A 13,961-nucleotide genomic window follows, 5' to 3' on the forward strand; every position below is an offset into this window, starting at 1 on the left:
CCAGCGACGCATGAGACCCGCCGCACCCAGGACACCGAGCTCACGGGCTGATCACGCTCGGTCCAAGGGGCATTCGGTGCGGCCGGGATTCGACGCTACAGTCCCGTCACGCTGATCAGCCAAGGAAGCTCAGACGCACCTGCCGCTCCCGGTTGTCCTTGTTGGTGTCCACCAGGCAAACCGACTGCCAGGTCCCCAGCTCCAGCCTGCCGCCGATCACCGGCAGGGTGGCGTGCGGCGGGACCAGGGCGGGGAGCACGTGGTCGCGGCCGTGGCCGGGGCTGCCGTGGCGGTGCTGCCAGCGGTCGTCGGCGGGGAGCAGGTGGTGGAGGGCGGCCAGCAGGTCGTCGTCGCTGCCCGCGCCGGTCTCCAGCACGGCGATGCCGGCGGTGGCGTGCGGGACGAAAACGTTGAGCAGGCCGTCGCGGCCGGGTGCGGTGCGGGTGAGGAACTCCTCGCAGGCGCGCGTCAGGTCCGTGACGCTCTCGGACGTACCCGTGGTGATGTTCAGGACCGTGGTGGTGAAGGAATCGGACATGCCTCCATCTTCGCCCCACTGGCGTGAGATGACGCGTCCACGCTCCGAGACACCATTGACCGTGTCCCGACCGGATGGCTACGTTCAGCGCCATGTTCCGATCAGCTCTGCTCACTTCGCGCGGTCACATCGACCTGCTGCGAGTGGCCTCCGCCGCGTGTTGTCGCGGCTGCTGACGTTCTCCCAGCGACTTCCGGAGCGTTTCCCGCCGCACGGCCGCGCCTGCGGTAGGGCGTCGCTCGCCCTTCCGTAGTCGTGTTGGTCGCCCTGGTCGCGTAGTCGCGTCCGGTCCCGCCTCGTCGGGTGCCCGGCGCCCGGCGCCCGTTGAGCACACCGCGTTTCTCCTGCCTTCCGATGCCCCGCCCGTCCTCCGGTCGGTCGTGGTGTGTGGGTTCGGAGTGCCCCTGCGTGCTCACGCGCCCTGGCCGACCCTGCTTCTCCGCGTCCCCTCACCTCCTCCCAATCGGCTTTCGCCTTTCGCCCCGCATCCGTGCGGCCTTCCGTGGAGCCCTCATGACCATCAGCCATGCGCCGCCACCACCCGGCCTGTCCGTTGCCCCGGAGAAATCCTCCGCGCCGAGCCGTACGCCGCCGGATTTGCAGGCGGTGGTTCCGGCGTCCGTGCGGCGGTCTCGGCTGCGGTCCGCTCCGCGGTGGGTGCGGCGGGCGGTGGGGCCGTTGCTGTTGCTCGCGTTGTGGCAGGTGTTCAGCGCCACGGGGGTGCTGCATCCCGATGTGCTCGCCTCACCCGGGACCATCGCCCGCGCCGGCGCCGATCTGGTGGCCGACGGGACGCTGCCCGCCGCGATGGGGGTCTCGCTCCAGCGGGTGGTCGTGGGGCTCCTGCTCGGCGGGGTCGTCGGGACGGCGCTCGCGCTCGTGTCGGGGCTGTCACGGCTCGGGGAGGATCTGGTCGACGCGACCGTGCAGATGCTGCGCACGGTGCCCTGGGTGGGGCTGATCCCGCTGTTCATCATCTGGCTCGGGATCGGCGAGGCGCCGAAGGTGGCCCTCATCGCGCTCGGGGTGGCCTTCCATCTGTACCTCAACGTCTATGCGGGAATCCGTGGCGTCGACGCCCAACTCATCGAAGCCGGTGAGTCGTTGGGGCTCGGGCGGTGGGGGCTGGTGCGGCATGTGGTGCTGCCGGGGGCGCTGCCCGGGGCCATGACCGGGCTGCGGTACTCGCTGGCGACGGCCTGGCTCGCGCTCGTCTTCGGTGAGTCGATCAACGCCGACGCCGGGATCGGGTTCCTGATGAACCAGGCCCGTGAGTTCTTCCGGACCGACGTGATCGTCGTCTGTCTCGTCGTGTACGCCTTCCTCGGCCTCACCGCCGACGTCATCGTCCGGATCCTCGAAAGGCTGCTGCTGCAATGGCGACCGACCTTCACCGGCCAGTGAAAGAAACGCTTGCCCCCGACCCGAGGTCCGCGGCGTCGGCCGGTGCCCCGGAGGCCGCCGTACGGGTCGCAGGGCTCACCCGCGCCTTCGACGGGCGCCCGGTCATCGACGACCTCGATCTCACTCTGAGGGCAGGCGAGTTCACCGCGCTGCTCGGGCGCAGCGGCTGCGGCAAGTCGACCCTGCTGCGGGTGCTCGCCGGGCTCGACCGGGAGATCTCGGGCACCGTCCTGGTGCCCCGCCGACGCGCGGTCGCCTTCCAGGCCCCGCGCCTGATGCCGTGGAAGCGTGTCTGGCGCAACGTCCTGCTCGGGCTGCCGGGCAAACCCGAACGCGCCGTGGCGGAGGGGGCGTTGGCGGAGGTCGGGCTGGCGGAGCGGGCCGGGGCGTGGCCCAAGACGCTGTCCGGCGGGGAGGCGCAGCGTGCTTCGCTGGCCAGGGCCCTGGTGCGCGAGCCCGATCTGCTGCTGCTCGACGAGCCCTTCGGCGCGCTGGACGCCCTGACCCGGATCAAGGCCCAGCAGCTCGTCGCCGAGCTCTGGCAGCGGCGCGGCTGCGCCGTGCTCCTGGTCACCCATGACGTGGACGAGGCCCTGCTGCTGGCCGACCGGGCGCTGGTGATGCGGGAGGGGCGCATCGCGTACGACACGCCCGTCGCGCTGGACCGGCCGCGCGGGGTCGGCTCCCCCGGGTTCGCCGACCTGCGCGCCCGGCTGCTCACCGAACTGGGCGTCGAGGGCGGGGGCGGCGTCGAAGGCAAGGGCCGTGCCCACGGTGGGCCCGGCGCACCGGCCGATGAGAAGCCGTCCGTCGCCGCCGGCCCGTCCGGTCCGGGGCCGGCGAAGGCCCCCGACGAATCGTCCGCACACCCCCGTCACGGAGACGCGTCATGAAACGCCGTACCCTGCCCGCCCTGCTCCTTCCCCTCGCCCTGCTTCTCTCCGCGTGCGGCGGCGCCTCCTCCGCGAACTCGGGAGGCAGCACGGACGGGAAGGGCAGCCTCACGCTCAACGTCGGTGACCAGAAGGGTGGTTACGAGGCGATCCTGCGGGCCTCCGGGGAGCTCGACGACCTCGGCTACCGCATCAAGTGGTCCACCTTCACCTCGGGACCGCCCCTGCTGGAGGCCGTGAGCGCCGGGGCGGTGGACATCGGAGGCGTGGGCAACACGCCGCCCGTCTTCGCCGCGGGGGCCGACTCGAACATCGCCGTCGTCGGCGCCACGCACGGCTCGTCGGCCGGTGAGGTCATCGTCGTGCCCGAGGACTCGCCGTTGAAGAGGCCCGCCCAGCTCAAGGGCAGGTCCATCGCCGTGGCGCAGGGCAGTTCGGCCCACTTCCAGCTGGTCGCCTCGCTCAAGAAGGCCGGGCTCGGGATCGAGGACGTGAAGCTGAACTACCTTCAGCCCGCCGACGCGCTCGCCGCGTTCAGCCGGGGAAAGGTCGACGCCTGGGCGATCTGGGACCCGTACACCTCGCAGGTCCTGCGCACGGCGGACGCCCGGGTCCTCACGACCGGCGAGGGCGTCGTCAACGGCCTCGGTTTCCAGGTCGCTTCGCCCGTCTCGCTCAAGGACGGGAAGAAGTCGAAGGCCATCGGCGACCTGCTCGTCCGGCTGGAGCGGGCCCAGAAGTGGGTCTTCGAGCACCCGGAGGAGTGGGCGAAGGTCTGGGCGAAGGAGACCGGGCTGCCCTACGAGGTGGCGCTGGACGCCGTGAAGCTCAGCTACGGCACCCGCGTCCCGGTCGCGATCGACGCCGCGGCCATCGCCTCCGAGCAGGAGATCGCCGACACCTTCGCCGAGCTGAAGCTGATTCCGCGACGGTTCGACTTCGAGGACTACGTCGACACCCGGTTCAACCGTGACCTCCCCGCTTCCTCCACCGCACCGCGCTCCTACGGAAAGGCCTCATCGTGAACGTCCATCTGCACTGGTTCCTGCCCACCGGGGGCGACGGCAGGACGCTCGTCGACCGGCACGCGTACACCGACGGCGGCATCAAGCGCGACCGGATCACCCCGGTGAGCGGGGTGCGGGCCCCGGACATCGAGTATCTGACCCAGATCGCCAAAGCGGCCGAGCAGTTGGGCTTCGAGGCGGTGCTGACTCCCACGGGTACGTGGTGCGAGGACGCCTGGCTGACCACGGTGGCGCTCGCGCAGCACACCGAGCGGCTGAAGTTCCTCGTGGCGTTCCGGCCGGGGGTCATCTCCCCGGTGCTGGCCGCCCAGATGGCCGCCACGTATCAGCGGATCACCCGGGGGCGGCTGCTGCTCAACGTGGTGACCGGGGGCGACTCGACGGAGCAGCGGCGGTTCGGGGACCACCTGGACCACGACCGGCGCTATGCGCGGACCGCGGAGTTCCTGTCGGTGGTGCGGGGCGCCTGGAGCGGGCAGCCGTACGACTTCGACGGTGAGCACTACCAGGTGGAGGGCGGGCTGACCGCGCTGCCGCCGGACCCGCTGCCGGAGATCTTCTTCGGCGGGTCATCGGCTGCCGCGGGGCCGGTGGCCGCGGCCCATGCCGACGTCTATCTGACCTGGGGCGAGCCGCCGGCCGCGGTGAAGGAGAAGATCGACTGGATTCGCGGCCTGGCGGAGGAGCAGGGTCGCACGGTCCGGTTCGGCATCCGGCTGCACACCATTTCGCGGGACTCCTCGCGGGAGGCGTGGGCCACCGCCGACCGGCTGCTGGGCGACCTCGATCCGGACACGATCGCGGCGGCGCAGCAGGCGCTGGGGAAGAGCGAGTCGGTCGGGCAGCAGCGGATGCTGGCGCTGCACGGCGGTTCGCGGGACAAGCTGGAGATCGCGCCGAACCTCTGGGCGGGTGTCGGTCTGGTGCGGGGCGGGGCCGGGACCGCGCTGGTGGGCAGCCATGCGGAGGTCGCGGACCGGATCGAGGAGTACCACGCGCTGGGCGTGGAGCACTTCGTGCTCTCCGGGTATCCGCATCTGGAGGAGGCGTACTGGTTCGGCGAGGGCGTCACCCCCGAGCTGGCCCGGCGCGGGCTGCTGCCGACCGTGCCCGCGTCCCCGCTGCTGGGCCGGACCGGCGCCGAGAGCCGGACCGCCCCGGCTCCGGGCGGGGCGCCGCTGCTGCTCGCCGGAGGCCGCTGAGGCCCGCCGCTGACGCCTGCCGGCATCGGGGCTCCGGGCGCCTTCCCCGTACGGGAAGATCCCGGAGCCCCGAGCAGTTAGTAGAAGCGTGAACATTTCTGGGGTGCGTGAGCTGGACGTGGTCGTGATCGGCGCGGGTCAGGCGGGGCTGTCCGCCGCGCACCACCTGCGCCGCGTCGGACTGGAGCCGGACGACGACTTCGTCGTGCTGGACCACGCGCCCCGGCCGGGCGGCGCGTGGCAGTTCCGCTGGCCCTCGCTGACGTACGGCAAGGTCCACGGGATGCACGCGCTGCCGGGCATGGAGCTGACCGGAGCCGACCCCGACCGGCCCTCGTCGGAGGTGATCGGCGCGTATTTCGCCGCGTACGAGGAGCGCTTCGACCTGCGGGTCCACCGCCCGGTGGAGGTGAGCGCCGTACGGGAGGGGAGCGGCGGGCGGCTGCTGGTGGAGACGTCCGAGGGGACGTACGCCCCGAGGGCCCTGATCAACGCGACCGGCACCTGGGACCGGCCGTTCTGGCCGCGCTACCCGGGCCAGGAGACGTTCCGGGGGCGGCAGTTGCACACGGCGAACTACCCGGGGCCCGAGGAGTTCGCGGGGCAGCGCGTCATCGTCGTCGGGGGCGGGGCCTCCGGTACGCAGCATCTGATGGAGATCGCCGGGTTCGCGGCCGACACCTTCTGGGTGACCCGGAGCGAACCGGTCTTCCGCGAGGGGCCGTTCACCGAGGAGTGGGGGCGGGCGGCCGTGGCGATGGTGGAGGAGCGGGTACGCAAGGGGCTGCCGCCGCGGAGCGTGGTCAGCGTGACCGGGCTGCCGATGACCGATGCGGTGCGGCGGGCCAGGGAGCAGGGGGCGCTGGACCGGCTGCCGATGTTCGACCGGATCACGCCGGACGGCGTGGCCTGGGACGACGGCCGGGTCGTCGAGGCCGATGTGATCCTGTGGGCCACCGGGTTCCGGCCCGCCGTGGAGCATCTGGCGCCGCTGAAGCTGCGCGAGCCGGGCGGCGGCATCCGGGCCGAGGACACCCGAGCCGTACGCGACGGGCGTGTCCACCTCGTGGGGTACGGCCCGTCCGCCAGCACCATCGGCGCCAACCGCGCGGGCCGCGCGGCGGTCCGGTCGGTCATGCGGTTGCTGAAGGAGTCCGACGGCGGGCGGCCCGACCGGAACGCCGGAGCCGCTGTCGGCGCCCCGGTCTCCGGGGCCTGAGGCTCCGAAGCCCGAAGCCCCGGGCCCGTAGTCCCGGGGCTCGAAGTCCTTTGTCGGCGGAGCCGGTCAGTTCGTGGTGGCGGAGGCGCGGTTGCGGTTGAACTCCTGGACGTTCCGCTGCTGTTCGTCGTAGCTGTCGGTGAACCGGGTGTCGCCGGGGCCGACCGTGACGAAGTACAGCCAGGGTCCGGGCGTGGGGCTGACGGCCGCGCGCAGCGCCTCCTCCCCCGGGTTGCCGATGGGCGTCGGCGGCAGGCCCTTGATCCGGTAGCTGTTGTACGGGCTGTCCAGCTGGGTTTCCGCGGTCGTCGTGTCCAGGGTGGAGCGCTTGAGGGCGTAGTTGATGGTGGAGTCCATCTGCAACGGCATGTCCTTGAGCAGCCGGTTGTAGACGACCCGGGCCACCTTGCCCATGTCGGAGGCGGTGTCGGCCTCGGCCTGGACGATGCTGGCGATCGTGATCGTGTCGTAGACGGAGACGTTGTTGCGCTGGGCCCCCGCCGTGACGTGGTCGGCGCCGAAGTGCTTGCGGGCGGTGTCCGCCATGTACCGCAGCAGGCCGGCGGGCTCGGTCGCGGCGTCGATCGGATACGTGGCCGGGAAGAGGTATCCCTCGGGGTTGCCCTCGGCCTGGGCGGGCAGAGCCAGGTCCACCGTCGTCGCGGCCTTGTGCGTGCTGCCGGGCTTCAGGTCGAGCGCCCGGTCGACGGCCTCGTACACCTGCGAGGCACGACGGCCCTCGGGGATCATCAGAGTGCTGTGCGGGCTTTCCTTCTCGTGCCCGCCCTCGTCCGATCCGGTCAGGGACAGCGGGATCAGGACGGCGGCCGACACGACGAGCAGGGCGACGGCGGCCAGGACGACCTTGCCGCGGCGGGTCGGGCGGAGTCTGCGACGGGGTCGGGCGTCCGGGGACTCGTTCACCATGCGGGCACGTTAACCCGGGGCACGAGCCACGGCCGGTAGCTCGGCCACGGCGTCGGCTCCGGCGACACGAACGCCGTACCGAGCGACCGGAACACACGACGCCCAGAACACACGAACAGGGGATCGGGTGTTCGCTGGAACGTGTGATCGTCAGCGGATTCGTTGCTGTTCACCCGTCAGGGGCGTGATGATTGCAGAGCGCAGTCAACGGGCTGCAGACCGCTACTGCGCAGTCCCACAGATGCACCACGTACAAGGAGAAAGACCAGATGAACTTCCTGACCAACCTGCTTGCCGGCGTCGTCCACTTCGTGGGTTGGCTCGTCTGACCATTGCTCCGCCCGGCGCCGTCGCTCCCCGTCCCACGGGAGCGGCGGCGCCGCCGTGTGTAGGGAAGCCGGCCGGCTCAGCCGTTCGCCACTGCCGGTCCGGCGAAGGGCGGCAGCGCGGTGAACTCGGGTGCGACCGTCACCGCCGCCGCGAGGGCGTCGAGCGTCCGGCGGACCCGGGTGAGCGGGTGGTCCGGGAATTCCGCGTCCCACTGCGCGTGGTCCGCCGCGTGGAAGGGCAGCCCGCCCTGGACCTCGGGGGCGTAGGGGTGCGGCCGGAAGTACTGGTCGGGGCCGAGCTTGGCCATCACCACGGCTTCCCGCATACCGGTCATGCCGCGCTCCGCCGCCTGGATCTTCACCACGGTGCTGCATCCGGCGCGCGGCACGGTGAAGCTGCCAATGAAGGCCTGCCCGCTGGGCTGTCCCGGCAGCGGCAGTTTGAGTATCTGGCGCAGGGCGGGCAGCTCGCCCAGTCGCTTCACCGACGCTTCGACGAGTCCGCCGCCGACCCGCGCGGTGAAATGGGTGAGCCCGTGGCGCAGGGCGGGGCCGTCGTCCAGCGCGGCAGGCAGATCCGGCGGCAGGTCGAAGAAGTGCAGCGACAGCACATCACCGTGGTCGTTCAGCCAGGTGTCGCTGTCCACGGTTCGGTAGCCGGGGAGTTCCACCCCGAGGAGAGCTCTCATGCGCGGCGATCATGCCGTACGCGCGCCGCGCCGGTGACATCAGGGGGCTGTCGCATCACCCCGACACCGGAGACCGGTCCTGCCGGGCTCGGTCAGGGGGCCGGCACCGGGGCCGGGTGGGCGTCGCGGCGGATCAGGGCGGCGTAGTGGCCGTCGCGGTCGAGCAGTTCCTCGTGCGTACCGCGCTCGGCGGCCCGGCCGTCCTCCAGGACGACGATCTGGTCCGCGTCGCGGACGGTGGAGAGGCGGTGCGCGATGGTGAGCGTGGTCCGTCCTGCGGACAGGGCGTCGATCGCTTGCTGCACGGCCTGTTCCGTACGGGTGTCGAGCGCGCTGGTCGCCTCGTCGAGGATCAGCACCGGCGGGTCGCGCAGGATGGTGCGGGCGATGGCGAGGCGCTGCTTCTCGCCGCCCGAGAAGCGGTAGCCGCGCTCACCGACCAGGGTGTCGTAGCCGTCGGGCAGGGAGGCGATGTGGTCGTGGATCTGCGCCGCGCGGGCCGCGGCCTCGATCTCCTCGTCGGTGGCGTCCGGCTTGGCGAAGCGGAGGTTGTCGGCGACCGAGGCGTGGAAGAGGTAGGTCTCCTGGGAGACGACGCCGACCGCTCGGGCGAGGGTGTCGAAGTCCAGGTCGCGGACGTCGACCCCGTCGAGCGTGACCCGGCCGCCGGTGACGTCGTACAGCCGGGGCACGAGATAGCTCAGGGTGGACTTGCCGGAACCGGTGGATCCGACGACCGCGAGGCTGCCGCCCGCGGGAACGGTCACGTCGATGCCGGTCAGCGTGGGGCCGTTCTTCTCGTCGTAGCTGAAGTCGACGTCCTCGAAGGCGATCTCGCCGCGGATCTTCTCCAGTCGGACCGGGTGTTCCGGTTCGGTGATGTCGACCGTGAGGTCGAGGTACTCGAAGATGCGCTGGAAGAGGGCGAGGGAGGTCTGCATCTGCACACCGGTGGAGAGCAGGCTGACCGCCGGGCGGAACAGCCCCTGCTGGAGGGTGACGAAGGCGACCAGGGTGCCGATGGAGACGGTGGCGGCTCCGGACGCGAAGGTGAGACCGGCCGCCCAGTAGATGACGGCGGGCATGGCGGCCATCACGATGCCGATCGTGGACATCCGCCAGCGGCCGGCCATGTTGGAGCGCACTTCCAGGTCGACGAGGCGCTCGGACTCCTCGGCGAAGCCCTGGGTGAGGGAGTCGGAGCGGCCCATGGTGCGGCCGAGGAGGATGCCGCTGACCGAGAGGGATTCGGTGACCGTGGCGGCCATCGCGGCCATCTGCTTCTGGCGCTGGGTGGTGATCCTCTTGCGTTCCCGGCCGACGCGGCGACTGATCGCGACGAAGACCGGAAGCAGGAGCAGCGAGACGACGGTGAGCCGCCAGTCGAGGGCGAGCATGGCGACGACGGTCGCGATGACGGCCGTGAGGTTGGAGACGAGCGAGGTGGCGGTGGAGGTGACCGTCGCCTGCATGCCGCCGATGTCGTTGGCGATGCGGGACTGGACCTCGCCCGTGCGGGTGCGGGTGAAGAAGGCGAGCGGCATCCGCTGGAGCTGGGTGTAGACGGCGGTGCGCAGGTCATGCATGACCCGCTGACCGACGGTGGTCGAGATCAGGGTCTGGAGCACGCCGAAGACGCTGGTCATCACGGCGGTGAGGATCATGCCGAGCGCCAGCAGGGTCAGCAGGCCCGTGCGCCCCTGCGGGATCGCGGTGTCCAGGATCTCGCGCAGCAGGAACGGGGAGGCGACCGATACCAGGGAGGACGCGCCGACCAGCAGGCCGACGACGGCCAGGCGGCCGCGGTAGGGGTGGAAGAGGCGGAGGATGCGGCGCACCTCGGCGGGCGGCCGGTCTGTGGTGGCATCGGGTGGGGGCGTCCACGTGGGCTCTTCGGGTTTCATGGGCTCCTTCGGCGGGCGTGAGGCGTGGCCGGGCCGACCCGGCCACGCACATGGAGAGCCTAGCTCATTGTTACCTATACTCACAATGAACAAGGTCCTGATATTGTTCCCGTATGGACGCCCCAGATTCCCCCGGTCCGGTCGGCTCCGCCGGCGCCCCCGACACCGACGGCATGCTCGCCGAGCAGTTGCTGCGGCTGACCCGCCGGCTGCACCGCATCCAGAGCCGCCAGCTGGAGCCGGTCGACATCACTCCGGCCCAGTTCCGGCTGCTGCGGACGGTCGCGAGTTACGACGCGGCCCCCCGGATGGCGGATCTCGCCCGGCGTCTGGACGTCGTTCCGCGCGCCGTGACGACGCTGGTCGACGCGCTGGAGGCGAGCGGCCGGGTGCGCCGCGCCCCGGACCCCGACAGCCGCCGGGTGGTCCGCGTCGAGATCACGGACGAGGGGCGCGCCACGCTGCGGTCCCTGCGCAGCGCGCGCCGGGCCGCCGCAGAGGAGATCCTGGCTCCATTGACCGCCGATCAGCGCGAGGTCCTCGGCGGGCTGCTGTCCGCCCTGGTCGACGGCATGCCGGAACGCCGCTGCTGAACACCGCGCCGAGCCGCCGAGGAGATGGCCGACATGCCGCTGCTGGAGCCCGACCCGGAAGCCCTGCGCCCCGGAACGGCACGGGAACCCGCCCCCGACCGGGTCACCGACCGCAGCGCGGGCGGCACCCCGGAGCCGCTGCGGAGCGAGCTGACGGCCCTGCTCGGCGCCGACAAGGTGCTCTGGAAGATCTCCGACCTCGTGCGGTACGCCTCCGACGCCAGCCCCTACCGCTTCCTCCCCCGGGTCGTGCTGGTCCCCGAGGACCTCGACGACATCTCCGCGATCCTGTCGTACGCCCACGGCAAGGGCCGCGACGTGGTCTTCCGGGCCGCGGGCACCAGCCTCAACGGCCAGGCTCAGGGCGAGGACATCCTCGTCGACGTACGCCGCCACTGGACCGGCGTCGAGGTGCTGGACGACGGGGCGCGGGCCCGGATCCGGCCGGGGACGACGGTGCTGCGGGCCAACATCGCCCTCGCCCGGCACGGCAGGCTGCTGGGCCCCGACCCGGCCAGCGCCATCGCCTGCACCGTCGGCGGGGTCGTCGCCAACAACGCCTCCGGAATGACGGCGGGCACCACCCGCAACTCCTACCGGACGCTCGCCTCGCTCACCTTCGTCCTGCCGAGCGGCACCGTCGTCGACACCGCCGACCCGGCCGCCGACGAGGAGCTGGCCCGCGCCGAGCCGGAGCTGTGCGCGGGACTGATGGAGCTGAAGGCGGAGATCGAGGCGGACGCGGAGCTGGCCGCCAGGATCCGCGCCAAGTACACGATCAAGAACACCAACGGCTACCGCCTCGACGCCTTCCTCGACGGGGCGACGCCGGTACGGATCCTGCGCGGGCTGATGGTCGGCTCGGAGGGCACGTTCGGCTTCATCTCCGAGGTCGTCTTCGACACCCTGCCGCTGGACCGGCGGATCTCCAGCGCGCTGCTGTTCTTCCCCTCCCTCACCGCCGCCGCGGCCGCCGTGCCCCGGTTCAACGAGGCGGGCGCCATCGCCGTGGAGCTGATGGACGGCAACACGCTGCGCGCCTCCGTCAGCGTGCCCGGTGTCCCGGCGGACTGGGCGGCGCTGCCCCGGACCACGACCGCACTGCTGGTGGAGTTCCGGGCGGCCGACGAGGCGGGCCAGGAGGCGTTCGAGCGGGCGGCCGACGCCGTCGTCGCCGGTCTGGACCTGGTCGTCCCGGCCGTGTCGGTGACCAACGCGTTCACCCGGGACCCCGGGACGATCGCCGGGTACTGGAAGGCCCGCAAGGCGTTCGTCACGGCGGTCGGCGGGTCCCGGCCCTCGGGGACCACCCTGATCACGGAGGACTTCGCCGTGCCGCCGGCACAGCTGGCCGACGCCTGCGAGGCGCTGCTGGAGCTCCAGTCGCGCCACGGTTTCGACGCCGCCGTGGCCGGTCACGCCGCGCACGGCAATCTGCACTTCCTGCTGGCGTTCGACGCGGCGAAGCCGGCCGACGTCGAGCGGTACGACGCTTTCATGCAGGAGTTCTGCGCGCTGGTGGTGGACCGTTTCGACGGGTCGCTCAAGGCGGAGCACGCCACCGGACGCAATATCGCGCCCTTCCTGGAGCGGGAATGGGGGCCGCGCGCCACCGAGCTGATGTGGCGGACGAAGCAGGTCATCGATCCCGCCGGGGTGCTCGCTCCGCGCATCGTCCTGGACCGGGATCCGCGGGCCCATCTGCGCGGCCTGAAGACCATTCCGAAGGTGGAGGCGGTCGCCGACCCGTGCATCGAGTGCGGCTTCTGCGAACCGACCTGCCCCAGCGAGGATCTGACGACCACTCCGCGCCAGCGGATCGTGCTGCGCCGGGAGATGATGCGCCAGGTGGACGGTTCACCGGTCGAGGCCGGCCTGCTGGACGCCTACGGGTACGACGCCGTGGACACCTGCGCCGGGGACTCCACCTGCAAGCTCGCCTGTCCGGTCGGCATCGACACCGGGGCGATGATGAAGGCCTTCCGGCACCGCAGGCACACGCCGCGCGAGGAGCGGATCGCCGCGCTCACCGCGAAGAACTTCGCGGTGGTGGAGGCCTCGGCGCGGCTGGCCGTGGCGGTGGCGGACGCGGTCGGCGACCGGGTGGGCGACGGTCCGCTCGGGGCCGTGACGCGGCTCGCCCGCAAGGCCGTCCGCCCCGATCTCGTACCGGAGTGGCTGCCCCAGATCCCCGGAGCGGCGGCCCGGCGGCTGCCGCGTACGGACCGCGTCGGGGCGAGCGCGGTCTACTACCCGGCCTGCGTCAACCGCATCTTCGCCGGGCCGGACGGCCGTCCGGGGCTCTCCCTGGCCGAGGCGGTGGTCGCCGTGTCCGGGCGGGCCGGGAAGCCGGTGTGGATCCCCGAGGACGTCGCGGGGACGTGCTGCGCGACGATCTGGCACTCCAAGGGGTACGACGCGGGCAACAGGATCATGGCGAACCGCATCGTGGAGGCCGCCTGGGGCTGGACGGCGGGCGGGACGCTGCCGCTGGTCGTGGACGCGTCCTCGTGCACGCTCGGCATCGCCGAGGAGGTGGTGCCCTACCTCAGCGAGGACAACCGGGCGCTGCACCGTGAACTGACCGTCGTGGACTCGCTGGTGTGGGCGGCCGACGAACTGCTGCCGGAGCTGACGGTGTTCCGCACCGCCGGGTCGGCCGTCGTGCATCCGACCTGCTCGATGGAACACCTGGGTGACGTGGGGCAGTTGCGCGCGCTGGCCGAGGCATGCGCGGACGAGGTCGTGGTGCCGGACGACGCGGGGTGCTGCGCGTTCGCGGGCGACCGGGGCATGCTCCACAAGGAGTTGACCGACTCGGCGACGGCCAAGGAGGCGGCCGAGGTCGCGCTGCGCCCCTACGACCTCCATCTGTCGGCGAACCGGATGTGCGAGATCGGCATGGAACGGGCCACCGGACAGCCCTACCGCTCGGCGCTGATCGAGTTGGAGCACGCCACTCGGCCGACCGTCCGTTAGCCCGTTGAACGAGGGCGCGAACGCCCCGTCCGGCCTGCACAACTGAGCGTTTCGAGGCCCCGATTGGTTGCACCAGTCGGGGCCTCGGCGTGCCGTGAAGAAAGTCCATGGTTTGAGGACGAGAGTCCAAATACTTCCCTTGCGCACCATCAGCCTCACCCTCCAGGGTCCTTACCGAGACCCGGTCCCCGCGCTCGCCATCCGTACGGGGACCGGACGCGCTCGCGCACGTCTGAACCCCCAACCCCACCTGGAG

Annotated in this window: 12 protein-coding genes; 8 read left to right on the top strand and 4 right to left on the bottom strand. The window is 71.8% G+C overall.

Features of this window, described 5'->3' with window-relative positions; all coding sequences use genetic code 11:
* Nucleotides 1-115 precede the first annotated feature (115 nt).
* Nucleotides 116-538, bottom strand: coding sequence for a secondary thiamine-phosphate synthase enzyme YjbQ (locus IE272_RS19810; RefSeq protein WP_050357629.1), 423 nt, complete (start codon nt 536-538; stop codon nt 116-118).
* A gap of 92 nt (nt 539-630) precedes the next feature.
* Here IE272_RS19810 and IE272_RS39325 point away from each other — a divergent pair, with 92 nt between their 5' ends.
* The 6 genes from IE272_RS39325 (at nt 631) to IE272_RS19835 (ending at nt 6,284) form a co-directional block, all read left to right on the top strand.
* Nucleotides 631-714, top strand: a complete 84-nt coding sequence (locus IE272_RS39325; protein WP_311307964.1) for a putative leader peptide — start codon at nt 631-633, stop codon at nt 712-714.
* Between the two features lie 337 nt (nt 715-1,051).
* Nucleotides 1,052-1,942, top strand: a complete 891-nt coding sequence (locus tag IE272_RS19815) for an ABC transporter permease (protein ID WP_179890680.1) — start codon at nt 1,052-1,054, stop codon at nt 1,940-1,942.
* Nucleotides 1,915-2,835, top strand: a complete 921-nt coding sequence (locus IE272_RS19820; protein ID WP_190007394.1) for an ABC transporter ATP-binding protein — start codon at nt 1,915-1,917, stop codon at nt 2,833-2,835. The genes IE272_RS19815 and IE272_RS19820 overlap by 28 nt, the downstream gene beginning before the upstream one ends.
* Nucleotides 2,832-3,860 carry an ABC transporter substrate-binding protein gene (locus tag IE272_RS19825; RefSeq protein WP_190007395.1) on the top strand — a complete coding sequence of 343 codons (1,029 nt, stop codon included), beginning with the start codon at nt 2,832-2,834 and terminating at the stop codon, nt 3,858-3,860. Before IE272_RS19820 ends, IE272_RS19825 begins: the two co-directional genes overlap by 4 nt.
* The gene (locus tag IE272_RS19830) at nt 3,857-5,065 is read left to right on the top strand and encodes an LLM class flavin-dependent oxidoreductase (RefSeq protein ID WP_050357632.1); all 1,209 of its coding nucleotides are present in this window, start codon (nt 3,857-3,859) and stop codon (nt 5,063-5,065) included. Before IE272_RS19825 ends, IE272_RS19830 begins: the two co-directional genes overlap by 4 nt.
* Before the next feature lie 103 nt (nt 5,066-5,168).
* Nucleotides 5,169-6,284, top strand: a complete 1,116-nt coding sequence (locus IE272_RS19835; RefSeq protein WP_229897352.1) for an NAD(P)-binding domain-containing protein — start codon at nt 5,169-5,171, stop codon at nt 6,282-6,284.
* Between the two features lie 66 nt (nt 6,285-6,350).
* On the opposite strand, the gene mltG is transcribed toward IE272_RS19835, so the two are convergent.
* The 3 genes from mltG to IE272_RS19850 all read right to left on the bottom strand — a co-directional run bounded on the left by mltG (nt 6,351) and on the right by IE272_RS19850 (nt 10,133).
* Nucleotides 6,351-7,211: an endolytic transglycosylase MltG gene (mltG, locus tag IE272_RS19840; RefSeq protein WP_057661483.1), complete on the bottom strand. Its 861-nt coding sequence runs from the start codon at nt 7,209-7,211 to the stop codon at nt 6,351-6,353.
* 406 nt (nt 7,212-7,617) lie between these two features.
* Nucleotides 7,618-8,229 carry a hypothetical protein gene (locus IE272_RS19845; RefSeq protein WP_190007397.1) on the bottom strand — a complete coding sequence of 204 codons (612 nt, stop codon included), beginning with the start codon at nt 8,227-8,229 and terminating at the stop codon, nt 7,618-7,620.
* A 92-nt stretch (nt 8,230-8,321) separates the two neighbouring features.
* Complete coding sequence (locus tag IE272_RS19850) at nt 8,322-10,133, bottom strand: ABC transporter ATP-binding protein (RefSeq protein WP_190007398.1); 1,812 nt, start codon at nt 10,131-10,133, stop codon at nt 8,322-8,324.
* Between the two features lie 113 nt (nt 10,134-10,246).
* On the opposite strand from IE272_RS19850, the gene IE272_RS19855 reads away from it, so the two are divergent.
* A complete protein-coding gene (locus tag IE272_RS19855) occupies nt 10,247-10,726 on the top strand; it encodes a MarR family winged helix-turn-helix transcriptional regulator (RefSeq protein ID WP_056699534.1) in 480 nt (159 codons plus the stop codon).
* Between the two features lie 33 nt (nt 10,727-10,759).
* Nucleotides 10,760-13,705 (top strand): FAD-binding and (Fe-S)-binding domain-containing protein, encoded by a 2,946-nt coding sequence (locus IE272_RS19860; RefSeq protein ID WP_098891365.1) that lies wholly within the window; start codon nt 10,760-10,762, stop codon nt 13,703-13,705.
* The last annotated feature ends 256 nt before the right edge of the window (nt 13,706-13,961 follow it).

This window comes from Streptomyces anulatus, from assembly GCF_014650675.1.
Classification (GTDB): Bacteria; Actinomycetota; Actinomycetes; order Streptomycetales; family Streptomycetaceae; genus Streptomyces; species Streptomyces anulatus.

Excerpts from the sequence above, each read along its gene's own strand:
- IE272_RS19810 (WP_050357629.1), bottom strand. The coding sequence starts at position 538 with ATGTCCGATTCCTTCACCACCACGGTCCTGAACATCACCACGGGTACG.
- IE272_RS39325 (WP_311307964.1), top strand. The coding sequence starts at position 631 with ATGTTCCGATCAGCTCTGCTCACTTCGCGCGGTCACATCGACCTGCTG.
- IE272_RS19815 (WP_179890680.1), top strand. The coding sequence starts at position 1,052 with ATGACCATCAGCCATGCGCCGCCACCACCCGGCCTGTCCGTTGCCCCG.
- IE272_RS19820 (WP_190007394.1), top strand. The coding sequence starts at position 1,915 with ATGGCGACCGACCTTCACCGGCCAGTGAAAGAAACGCTTGCCCCCGAC.
- IE272_RS19825 (WP_190007395.1), top strand. The coding sequence starts at position 2,832 with ATGAAACGCCGTACCCTGCCCGCCCTGCTCCTTCCCCTCGCCCTGCTT.
- mltG (WP_057661483.1), bottom strand. The coding sequence starts at position 7,211 with ATGGTGAACGAGTCCCCGGACGCCCGACCCCGTCGCAGACTCCGCCCG.
- IE272_RS19845 (WP_190007397.1), bottom strand. The coding sequence starts at position 8,229 with ATGAGAGCTCTCCTCGGGGTGGAACTCCCCGGCTACCGAACCGTGGAC.
- IE272_RS19850 (WP_190007398.1), bottom strand. The coding sequence starts at position 10,133 with ATGAAACCCGAAGAGCCCACGTGGACGCCCCCACCCGATGCCACCACA.
- IE272_RS19855 (WP_056699534.1), top strand. The coding sequence starts at position 10,247 with ATGGACGCCCCAGATTCCCCCGGTCCGGTCGGCTCCGCCGGCGCCCCC.
- IE272_RS19860 (WP_098891365.1), top strand. The coding sequence starts at position 10,760 with ATGCCGCTGCTGGAGCCCGACCCGGAAGCCCTGCGCCCCGGAACGGCA.